This is a genomic window from Chryseobacterium sp. YIM B08800, assembly GCF_026163565.1.
In the GTDB taxonomy this organism is placed as follows: domain Bacteria; phylum Bacteroidota; class Bacteroidia; order Flavobacteriales; family Weeksellaceae; genus Chryseobacterium.
Genome location: NZ_JAPDKN010000003.1, coordinates 26,186 through 37,822, shown reverse-complemented (window position 1 = coordinate 37,822; position 11,637 = coordinate 26,186). Strand labels below are relative to the sequence as shown.

9 protein-coding genes and 1 pseudogene are annotated in these 11,637 nt (G+C 29.8%); 9 read left to right on the top strand and 1 reads right to left on the bottom strand.

The annotated features are described in order from the left end of the window. Positions 1-24: 24 nt before the first annotated feature. From OEW74_RS01580 to OEW74_RS01540, 9 genes are all read left to right on the top strand, one after another. Positions 25-501: a thermonuclease family protein gene (locus OEW74_RS01580; protein WP_265426815.1), complete on the top strand. Its 477-nt coding sequence runs from the start codon at positions 25-27 to the stop codon at positions 499-501. A gap of 151 nt (positions 502-652) precedes the next feature. Next, complete coding sequence (locus OEW74_RS01575) at positions 653-1,018, top strand: hypothetical protein (protein ID WP_265426814.1); 366 nt, start codon at positions 653-655, stop codon at positions 1,016-1,018. After that, on the top strand, positions 1,002-1,778 hold the full coding sequence (locus tag OEW74_RS01570; protein WP_265426813.1) for a GLPGLI family protein: 777 nt from the start codon (positions 1,002-1,004) through the stop codon (positions 1,776-1,778). The genes OEW74_RS01575 and OEW74_RS01570 overlap by 17 nt, the downstream gene beginning before the upstream one ends. Beyond that, positions 1,778-4,429, top strand: coding sequence for a beta-sandwich domain-containing protein (locus OEW74_RS01565; RefSeq protein ID WP_265426812.1), 2,652 nt, complete (start codon positions 1,778-1,780; stop codon positions 4,427-4,429). Before OEW74_RS01570 ends, OEW74_RS01565 begins: the two co-directional genes overlap by 1 nt. 303 nt (positions 4,430-4,732) lie before the next feature. Beyond that, positions 4,733-5,302: a recombinase family protein gene (locus OEW74_RS01560; protein ID WP_265426811.1), complete on the top strand. Its 570-nt coding sequence runs from the start codon at positions 4,733-4,735 to the stop codon at positions 5,300-5,302. 32 nt (positions 5,303-5,334) lie between these two features. Further along, a complete protein-coding gene (locus OEW74_RS01555; protein WP_265426810.1) occupies positions 5,335-7,074 on the top strand; it encodes a restriction endonuclease subunit S in 1,740 nt (579 codons plus the stop codon). Further along, positions 7,061-8,575 carry an AAA family ATPase gene (locus tag OEW74_RS01550; RefSeq protein ID WP_265426809.1) on the top strand — a complete coding sequence of 505 codons (1,515 nt, stop codon included), beginning with the start codon at positions 7,061-7,063 and terminating at the stop codon, positions 8,573-8,575. Before OEW74_RS01555 ends, OEW74_RS01550 begins: the two co-directional genes overlap by 14 nt. Then, positions 8,572-9,384 carry a hypothetical protein gene (locus OEW74_RS01545; protein WP_265426808.1) on the top strand — a complete coding sequence of 271 codons (813 nt, stop codon included), beginning with the start codon at positions 8,572-8,574 and terminating at the stop codon, positions 9,382-9,384. The genes OEW74_RS01550 and OEW74_RS01545 overlap by 4 nt, the downstream gene beginning before the upstream one ends. Before the next feature lie 4 nt (positions 9,385-9,388). Beyond that, on the top strand, positions 9,389-10,843 hold the full coding sequence (locus tag OEW74_RS01540) for a type I restriction-modification system subunit M (protein ID WP_265426807.1): 1,455 nt from the start codon (positions 9,389-9,391) through the stop codon (positions 10,841-10,843). A 92-nt stretch (positions 10,844-10,935) separates the two neighbouring features. Here the strand turns inward: OEW74_RS01540 and OEW74_RS01535 are convergent. Next, positions 10,936-11,538 (bottom strand): annotated as a pseudogene (locus tag OEW74_RS01535) (magnesium chelatase domain-containing protein); the annotation flags it as partial. Positions 11,539-11,637 lie beyond the last annotated feature (99 nt).

Below are 11,637 nucleotides of genomic sequence, written 5' to 3'. Positions count from 1 at the left end.
TTTTTAATAAAAATACAAAAGAAGATGATATTAAATAGAATTGTTTTTCTAATAATTCTTTCTTTTCCAGCTTTTCTTTTTTCGCAAATCAAGGCAAAGGTTGTTGGAGTAAAGGATGGTGATACCATTGTTGTTCTACTTGATGGAGACCAACAAAAAACGTTAAGATTGGCTGAAGTTGATTGTCCAGAAAACGGACAACCTTTTGGAAAGAACTCCAAACAATTTACAAGCAATGAAGTCTTTGGAAAATTTATTACTTATTTTCCAACTGACATTGATAGATATGGAAGAACTATTGCTAAAATATATTATGACAATGAGAAGTACTTATCTGAAGAAATAATTAAAAATGGTTTTGGTTGGTGGTATTTTTATTTTTCTAAAAGTGAGAGCCTTGGGACTATGCAAAAAGAAGCCGAAAATAAAAAACTAGGACTTTGGATAGATGCAAAACCGATTAGTCCTTGGGAGTGGAGAAAAATATCACGAGAAAGATAGTTTTGTAAAACAATCTAAACACATGATGAGTTATTACATTATGTTAAATAATTATTTATCAGCACTTAACATAATTATTTTTTTTTCACAATTAATGAGAGTTATTTCAATTTTAATTTTATATTTGTCACTTAACATTAAATATTAATCTATGAAAAAAATTATTTTAGCGCTGTTTTTAACAGCTGGAATTTCAGGAATTGCTTTAGCAAATAATTCAGTACCTAATGTTTCTGAACATAAAATGGAAACAAAAGTTGTAACGAAGGAAAGCGGTGACAAAAGACAAGTTATAACTTATAACTATGTAAATGGAGTTTTATTTTCTTGTACAATTGCTACACATACAAGACAATATGATACTTGTGGAAATTACGTAGGTACAGTAAAAGAAGCATACGAAGCTTATGGAAGTGATTGCAGTGTAGCCGGTGAAGGTGGGTTACTAATTAAGGTAGAAAGAATGATGACAGGATTTGGAGATTGTCCAGCAAACTATAATGACAGTATATATTAGATTTATTATGATTTTGTTTTGTGTTTTTTATAAGGCACAAAACAATTTTATTGTTTACAATAAAATCATAGATGACGCAGGTGGAAATGAAAAAATTTATGAAAAAAACATCCTTGTTTTTGAAGATAAATGGTCTATTTTTTTTAGCTACAGAGGAAATTTGGAAGATGTGAATGATTTTTTAACAAATAGTGAAAAAATTAGAAGCAGCCAGATTATAAAAAATTCACTGGATGAGAAAAAATTTTATATAAAAGATAATTCTTTTACTAAGGATATTCTCTTTACGTTAGACAACTATCAAAAAATTGATTGGAATATTATTCAAAAAGACGAGGAGATAATTTTAGGATATAAATGTCATAAGGCTTTAGGAAAATTTAGGGGAAGAAATTTTATTGCTTACTTTACAACCGATTTGCCAATTGATTTAGGTCCTTTAAAGTTTAGAGGATTACCTGGTATAATTTTAAAAGTTTCAGATAAAGATAACTTGTTTACCTATGAAGCTTCTAAGATAGTATTAAATTTTCCACAGAAAATTGATATTAATTCTAAACTTCTTTTCTCATTTCCTAAAGAAAAGTCTGGATACATTGATTATAAAGAATATATAAATATTGAAAATAACTACTTAAGGGATATTAAGTCAAAAGTTGAAGCAAATAGACCAGCTGGAACAATAGTAGTAAGCTCTTCCAAAGAAAGAGACTTTAAGATAGAAAAATCTTTCGAATGGGAGGAGTCTAAAAAACCTTAATGAAGTACTTATGTTTATTATTCACCATACTATTTCTTAAAATCTTTGCTCAAACAGAGATAAAAGGTTTAGTATGGTCAGAAAATAAACAAACGGTTTCACAAGCCAATGTGATTCTTACCGATTCACATGATAACATTATAACTTTCGTCTTTAGTAATAAAGACGGAAGTTTTTTGCTTAATACAGACAAATTTGGAAGTTTCAATTTGCAGATTTCTGCTATGGGTTACATTTCCAAAAAAATTCCTGTTTCTATTATCAAAAGAGGTGAAAATAAAGATTTTAAAACAATCATTCTTGAAACCGATAAAGTAAAAGAAATAAAAGAAGTCGTGATTAGCAGAACTTCGCCGATCAAAATAAAGAAAGACACTATAGAGTATTCTGCTAAAAATTTTTCTAACGGAACAGAGCAAAACGTAGAAGATCTTTTAAAAAAACTTCCGGGAATTACTGTTCTTAGTGATGGTAAAATAAAATTCGGAAATAAAGAAGTTTCCAGAGTGATGATAGAAAATGATGATCTTTTTGAAAGAGGTTATCAGACACTTACTCAAAATATGCCTTCCAAACCTTTAGATAAAGTTCAGGTTCTTAAAAATTATTCAAAAAATAAGCTTCTCAAAAATATTGAAGCTTCAGAAAGTATTGCCCTTAATCTTACTTTAAAAGAAGATGCCAAAGGTAAGTGGTTTGGAAATATTTTATTAGCTTCCACAAGTTATAAGGAGGATATGCGACAGGGAAAAATTAACCTGATGAACTTTACAAAGAGACAAAAAATCTATTTTCTTTTGAATGCCAATAATTTGGGCTTAAATGAAATGAAGGGTGTAGAATATTTAATCAGTCCAAGCTCAGATAATGATGTTGAAAATGTTGGAACCAATATTAATACACTATCAATAATTAATCTTCATCAAAAAAACTTTCAGTTTGATGATAAGCGCACTAATTTTAACAATGATAAGTTAGTTTCACTCAATTATATTTATAACTTTAAAACCGATTGGAAATTAAAGTTTGTAACTATTTTTAATGAAATAGAAAATAAAAACTATATCAATTCTTTTTATAAATTTAATTTTAACGGTTTAGATTTTATTAATACTGAGGATAAAACGTGGAAGCAGAATAACAGAAATATTGTTGGGAAGCTAGAACTTTCAAAAGATTTTAAAAATAACTCAAACTTGCAATTCTATAATAAAGTTTCATCCTTAAATGAAAATAATAATAATATTTTTCTTTTTAATGAACAGTTGAATAATCAAATTGGAAAGAATGAACTTTTTGCCAACGAAAATAGATTGACTTACACCAAAAAAATAGATTCTTCTAAAGCTTTAGTCGCAGTAGCACGATATATTTTTCAAAACCGCCCATATGATTTTACTGATGAAAATGATGTTTTTTCTCAAATACTAAACAATCCTGATGCTCAAAAAATAAATCAGACTATTGATTCTAAAATGAATTTTGGAGGATTAAAACTTTCTTATCTTAAAAAGTATGCAGAAGAGCACAGATTAGAATTACAGTTAGGAAACGAGTTCAGAAAAGATTTTTTAAGCTCAGACCTTCATATTTTTAATTTAAATAACGAAGCGATAATTTTTGATAAATCTGAGTTTATTAATTTTACAGACTATATTCAGAATAATGTTTTTGCTCAGATTAAATATGACAAAAAAGGAAAAAATTGGAGCTATGGTTTTACAATATTAAATCAAATGATTCATTCTGATTTAAATAAAAATAAGCAAAATGGTTTCTATATTTCTCCGTTAGCAAATATTGGTTATCAAAACAGAAAAATAGGAAATTTTAATTTGAATGTGGGAAGAAAATTTTCTACAGTCAGTATCAACGATGTTTATACTAATTATATCTATCAGGGAAACAGAAACTTTAAACAGAGTAATATAAATTTTGCTGTTTTACCAGATTATAATTTAGGATTTAGTTACAACGTGGGAGAGCAAATGTCTCAATATCTTAATTTCAATATTAATTTTTTTAAAAGTGAAGATTATTTGTCTAATAATATGATTGTAAATCCTAATTACACTTTTAATCAAACAATTTTGGTGAAAAATAATAGCAATTTATCTGCAGACTTAGAATTAAGAAAATACTTAAAAATTATAAGATCAAGATTGAGTATTTTAAGCTCTTATATGCAGTCTGACTATGAAAATAGTGTAAATAATCAACCTTTAATAAAAACTAAATTTATCAATTGGAAGGTAGGTTTTGAAATGAAATCAGGCTGGACAAAATTTATTAACTATGAATGCGGTTATGAATGGGCATTCAATACTATTTCTTCGGAAGTAAATTCTAACAAATACATAGACCAAAAAGGTTTTGTTAATCTTTATTTTAATTTAAACACGCAGTTTAGAATAGAATCACTTATAGAATATTATAAATTCGGAAATACAGCTCAGAAAACTACTCAGTTTTGGGATATTAAAGCGAACTATACTTTAAAGAAGTATAATATGAGTATTTTTATTCAGGGCAATAATCTTTTAAATTCAAACAGTATTCAGAGATACTCAATAAATAATATAAGTGAGAGTTTATACACACAAAGACTGTTGCCACGCCATATAGTGTTAGGTATTAATAAAAATTTTTAACTTACAATTTTTTTAGCTTCTTCAATGACACTATAATAATTATCCTGCATTTCTTTGTCGGTTACAGGTACTTGATTCAAAAGTAATTATTATCATGTAGTATAGTTTTTATATCAAAAAAATTATCTAAAATTAAAGTTTGTAATGGTTATGAATTTACGGGAGAATATAGAATAAATGAGAAGTAACAAAAAACGTTCGTTTTATGAAACTACATATTTATTTAAAATTTGTAAAAGAAATTAGTATCATTAACCGTATTATTTATTAGTTTTGTAAATAAACCATTTTTGATACTAAATTATGATTGTAGGATATGCAAGAGTTTCTACTTCTGATCAAAATATTACCACGCAAATTGAAATATTAAAAGAAAAAGGTTGTGACAAGATTTTCACAGATATTGCAAGTGGTGTTCGCGAGGATAGGAACGGTCTCAACGAAATGTTGTCCTATTTACGTAAGGACGATATAATAATGGTATACAAAACAGATCGAATTTTTAGATCACTTAAAAATATGATCAATCTTATTGAAACTTTTAATGAAAAAGGTATTCTTTTTAAAAGTATTACAGAACCTGCATTTGATACAACATCTGCAAATGGAAAATTTATTATTCAAATTTTTGGAGCCGTGGCCGAATTTGAAAGAAATTTAATCAGCGAAAGAACTAAATCAGGACTAGAAGGAGCAAGAAAGAGAAAGAAGTTATTAGGCAGACCAAAAGGAGCGAGTCTAGCAAGTATAGAAAAATATCAATTTGCGAAACATTTATACAATAATAAAAACATTGCAATTGATAAAGCTTGTAAACAAGCGGGAATTAGCAAAGCTACTTTCTATCGTATAGATAAGTCATTTAGTATATAAGTTGAGACAAAATCTTTTGGAAAAGATTTAAAATGAAAGAATTATTAGAAAAACATAATCTCCCAGAAAGCTGGGAACTTGTCAAATTGAATGATATCGCTTATATCAATATGGGACAATCCCCTCCCTCAAATACCTATAATTATAATAAAGAGGGATTGCCTTTTTTTCAAGGGAAAGCAGAATTCGGAAAACTATACCCAACAGTAGTCAAATACTGTTCCCAGCCAATAAAAGTTGCTAAGAAGAATGATATTCTAATTTCAGTTAGAGCTCCAATAGGAGCAACTAATATTGCAACAGAAGATTGTTGTATCGGAAGAGGACTGGCAAGTATAAATACATTTGGAAAAATCCCACACCTATATGTTTTATGGTATTTGAGATTAATTGAAAATGAAATTATTGAATTTGGAACAGGTTCAGTGTTTAAAGCTATTTCAAAAATCACATTAGAAAATATAAACATTCCAATATCTTCAGTGAGTGAAACAGAAAGAATTGTTTTTAAAATTGAGGAGCTATTTAGCAAACTTGATGAAGCGGAAAAAGGACTAGAGAAGGCTAGCAAAGGTTTAAAAATCTATAGACAAACGTTATTAAATCAAGCATTTTTTGGAAAACTAACAGAAAGGTGGCGTAGGGAAAATAGCATTAATGTCTCTTCGAAACAGCTGATTGATGACATCAAAAAAGAACGTCAAACAAAATACGACTTAGAGGTATTAGAATGGGAAAAATCTCTAAAAAAATGGAAAGAAGAAAAAAAAGGTAAAAGACCTTCTAAACCAAGTAAGCCAATTGTTCCAGATAAACCAACCGAAGATCAGATGCTTAAGACGTGGAAATTACCAAAAGAATGGCAATGGACACAGCTTGGGTTAATAGCTTTCATAACAAAGCTAGCTGGATTTGAGTATACTGAATATGTAAAATACACAGAAAAGGGAGACTTACCAGTAATTAAAGCTGAAAATATTGGACAAGATGGATTCAAAAAAACAGTATATTCAAAAGTAATAGCTGAGTCAATAGAACCTTTAAAAAGATCCAAATTAGTAGGTGGAGAATTGATAATCGTATTTGTAGGTTCTTTAGGAAATGTAGGCACAATTCCTAAAAATCAATCTTTTTTCCTCGGGCCTAACATTGCAATGGCTAGGCCGTATAATGAAATAAATACTAAGTTCCTAGAGTATTTCTATCAATCCCATAGAGGTAAAAAACTATTACTAGCAACGTCTAAGGCTGTTGCTCAACCATCTTTATCTATGGGTAATATTCGACAAACTCCCATAGCTCTCCCATGTAAAGAAGAACAATTTCAAATAGTTCAAATAATTGAAAACCAATTTACTCTAATAAGCAATTTAGAAAAAAATGTTGATAATGTTTTAAATGAAATTATTGCCTTAAAACACTCAATCTTAAAAAAAGCATTTGAGGGTAGACTCGTTAATTATACTTCAAATGAATCTATAGAAAGCTTATTAAACGATATACAAATAGAAAAAAAATTATATCTTGAAAACCTAAAGGAACTGAATCGTAGTAAACCAAAACAAAAGAAAAAAATGGAAGAAAAGAAACCTATCCTTGAAATTTTAAAAGAATCCAATTCACCAATATCAGCGAAAGAACTTTGGGAAAAATCTACAAGCGAAGGAGATATTGAAAGATTCTATAACGAAATAAAAGAAATTTACCATCAAATAGATGAAGTAAAATCAAAGACAGAATCACTTTTAACCTTAAAAGATGAAGATAAATAATATACATATAAAAGGCAGATTCAAAAATTTAGAAGATTTCCATTTTGATTTTGGTGAAAATTCTATGGAAACCGTATTACTTGGGCTAAATGCTACTGGTAAGTCTAATTTTATGGAAGCTTTAGTTATAATCTTTAGAGATTTAGATTTAGAAAGAACCCCTTTCTTACATAAACAAAGTCAACCTTTTGAGTACACCATTAATTATATCTGTCGTAATAAAAGGATAGAAGTCAATTATTCTGTAAAAAATGAATATACATTCTCTATTGATGGAGAAAAACTGAAATCAAAAACACAGTTTTTTAAAAATAAAAATGAGTACTTGCCGAGCCATGTTTTTGTTTATTATTCGGGTTTAAGTGAACGCTTGAAATCTTTATATGCAGATCATAAGGTTTTACAATTTAAAAAGATGATGGATCCAAATTCGAAATATGAGGACTTTAAGGAAATGCCTCGTATTTTCCTAGTGGAACCAATCCATGCCTGTTTCGCCTTAATTGCATTTTATTTATTTGATGAAAGAGAAAAAGAAACAATTGATTTTCTAAAAAGAGAACTCAACATAGTTGATTTTGGTTCAGCTCTTTTTATGTTGAAGCAACCAAATTGGTCTAAATCTCGCAAAGAATCTGATCATTTTTGGAATACAGCAGGCTTAGTTCGTAGGTTCATTGAGGATTTGTGGAACTTCTCCATTGTGCCAATGTTCTACAAGGAAACTGTAAGGGGAGCTTTAAATAAAAGAGAAACACTAAACAGACTCTTTCTTTTCCTGAAAGATAAAGATGCTATAAGGGCATTTGTCGAAATGAAATATGAAAATAAAATCACCCTATTTAATGCTTTATGCAGTCTTCACTATTCTGAATTGGTAGAAGATGAGGACGTAAGAATAAAAGTTCTAAAAGAACACGTTGAAGGCGAGTTGGCGATGGGAGAATTAAGTGAAGGCGAAAAGCAATTAATTACAGTGCTTGGTTTGCTGAAATTTACAAAAGATGATGAAGCACTTATTCTTCTTGATGAACCGGATACACATTTGAATCCAATGTGGAAGTGGAAATATATTGAATTCTTAAAGGATGTTGTCAACAAATCAGATAAAACTCAAATTATTTTTTGTACGCATGATCCCTTAGTAATAGGTGGGTTAGAAAAAGAACAAATACGTGTTTTCAAAAAAGATGAGAAATTAGAGACCTCTGTAATAGAACCAGACATAAGTCCTAAAGGTTTAGGAGTTGCTGGTATTTTAACAAGTCCATTATTTGGAATGCCTACAACCCTAGATAGACCAACAAATAGATTGTTAGAAGAGAGAAACTTATTATTATATAAAGAAAGTAAAGGTAATCTTACAGTTGAAGATAAGGCAAGGCTTAAAGAGCTTTTTGAAATTTTGAGTAACGAAGGGTTTAACTACACTTTTAAAGATCCTGATTTCTCCGAATTTATTGCAAAAAAAATGCAAAATCAAAATACTAAAAATTTATGATTTACATTGATAATACTAAGTTGGACAAACCTAATCAGAAATGGTTGGACAAAGCAGCTATATTATTACAAAAGCTAGAAGAAGCAGTAAGCATTGAAGAAAGAAATCAAATCATTGATAAAAATCATCGTATATGGAAGCTTTTGAAAGATAGCCTTAAGAAGCTATCACATGGAAAATGCTGGTATTCCGAAACTAAAAATGTTTACTCACATCCCCATATAGATCACTTCAGACCTAAAAAACGATCAGAGGATATATTTGACAAAAAAAATCCTCTCAAGGATGGATATTGGTGGCTAACCTTTGATATAACAAATTATCGATTATGTGGTAGTGTTGGAAATGTTAAAAAGGGAGATCATTTTGCAGTAAAATATAATAGGGTTCTTCAACCTGGTCCTATTTCTGACGAAGTATATTATTTTTTAGATCCAACTGTGAAAGAAGATGTTAAGCTTTTAAATTTTGACAATAATGGAACGATTAAGCCATCGGCACCTGAAGCATTGGAAAAATGGGATTATGAAAGAGCAAAATATACTATTGAGTATTTAGATTTAAATTACCCTGATTTACAAGAAGCCCGGAGATTAAAATGGCAAGAAACAACAATTATTATAAAAGAAGTAAATAGATTAAATTCAATATTCAACAATGAACCAACTAACCAAAATAAAAATAAAAAAGAATCTGAAAAAAATAAATTGAGAGCCATGCTTTCACCTAAACAAGAATTAACCTCTACAGTTAGGTCTTGTTTAAGAGCATCTGGGGAAGATTGGGCATATAAATTACTTGAAGAATAAAAATATGGCATCTACAAACATATTAGTAGCAAAAATTTGGTCATTTTGTGATACCCTTCGTGATGACGGATTAGGGTATGGAGATTATTTGGAACAGCTTACATACTTGCTTTTTCTTAAAATGGCAGATGAAAACAAAAACCAATATCAGATTCCTAAGGGCTGTGACTGGCAAGAATTAAAATCGTCCAATCAAATAATAGAAACATATGAATCAATCTTAAAAAAACTTTCAAATTCAGGCGGAATGCTTAGCAAAATATTTGTAGGCGCATTAAACAAAATACATGATTCCGTTAAGCTAAAAAAGTTAATAAACTTAATTGATGAAGAAGACTGGACTTCACAGGAAATAGATGTTAAAGGTGAAATTTATGAATCCCTACTACAAAAAAATGCTGAAAACAGTGGGGCGGGGCAATATTTTACACCAAGATCAGTAATTAATGTAATGGTTTCTTGCATACAACCTAAACCCCAAGAAACGGTTGCTGACCCATCCTGTGGCACAGGCGGTTTCTTTTTGGGTGTTCTTAATCATTTAAGAAAAACTATATTAACTAAGCCCCAGCAAGAGTTTTTAAAATTTCACACATTCAAAGGATGGGAAATTGAAAAAGCAACAGCTCGACTTTGTTTAATGAACCTTTTTCTACATGGAGTAGGAGATTTAAAGGAAACACCTGAAATAGAGACTACTGACAGTTTGAAGAGAGCTAATGGAGAGGTTTTTGAAGCAGAAAAAGTTGACATAATACTCGCGAACCCCCCCTTTGGAATAAGTAGTAGTGATATACCAACTACAGATAAGAGACAAGCTGAAAAGGATGGTTATTTCTTAAGAAAGGATTTTTGGGTAACAACAAGTAATAAACAACTTTCATTTTTACAACATATAGTAACAATGTTGAAAGAGAATGGAAGAGCAGCTGTTGTATTACCTGATAATGTATTGTTTGAAGGAGGCGCAGGGGAAACAATTCGGAAAAAACTTCTTGAAAAGACAAATTTACATACAGTACTTAGGCTACCGACAGGTATTTTCTATGCTCAAGGTGTGAAATCAAATGTATTATTTTTCCAAAAGGAATTTAAATCTAATACTCCAGCAACTAAAGAAGTGTGGATTTATGACTACCGAACAAATATTAGGCACACTCCTAAAAAGAACCCATTAAAATCTGAGCATTTAGAAGATTTTATAAAATGCTACAAAGCTGATAATATATCAGAAAGAGTAGAGACATGGAATAAAGAAAATGAAAGCGGCCGTTGGCGTAAATATTCTTATGATGACATTATCGAAAGAGATAAAACAAACTTAGATATTTTTTGGCTTAAAGATGATAATCTAATTGACTTGGATAATCTTCCCGATCCTGAAGTATTGATTGATGATATTATTGAGAATCTCGAAAGTGCCTTAACTAACTTTAGAACGATTAAAGATTCTATATAATCGAAATCTTTAAATAATACTTAAGTCTAATATTATCAGGCTTAAGTATTATTTTATCATATTGAATTGTAAATTATCATTTACTTTTGTAATTGACATTTTACTTCAGAAAAATCGAACGGAAAATTATTAATCTTTTCCTGAAATTCTTTTCGAGTATCTAAAACCACTTTTTCAAGAGGTTTTCCTTCATTAAAAAAATCGATAACTTCTTTGATATTTTCAACGCCATAAACATCTAGGTTATTGACAATGGCTGCTTCTCTGGTGTTTTGTTTCGGTAAAACAATTCCTTTAAACCCTTCTTCACGAGCCTGAATGGCAATTGGGAGAACACCCTTTATCGGCTGCAAACTTCCATCAAGTGAAAGCTCACCCATGATGATATAATCTTGTACATTTTCACCAAGAATTTGGTCAGAGGCAACTAGAATTCCGATAGCGATACTCAAATCATAAGCTGCGCCTTCTTTCCGTAAATCTGCAGGCGCCATATTAATCGTAACTTTTTTTCCGGGAATTTTGTAACCGCAATTTTTGAGTGCCGCAGAAATTCTGTAGCTGCTTTCTTTAATTGCATTATCGGGAAGACCTACCAAATGATAACCTACTCCTCCTGTATCAACGTTGACTTCAATGGTTATAGTTTGTGCAGATACGCCGAAAATGGAACTTCCATATATTTTAATCAGCATTGTGTGTTTTTTGTAAAAATAATTATTTTTTCTGAATAAGTAAATGATTTACAGCACTTATTTAGCAAAAAAAATAATTCAGGACAAAATATTCTGTCC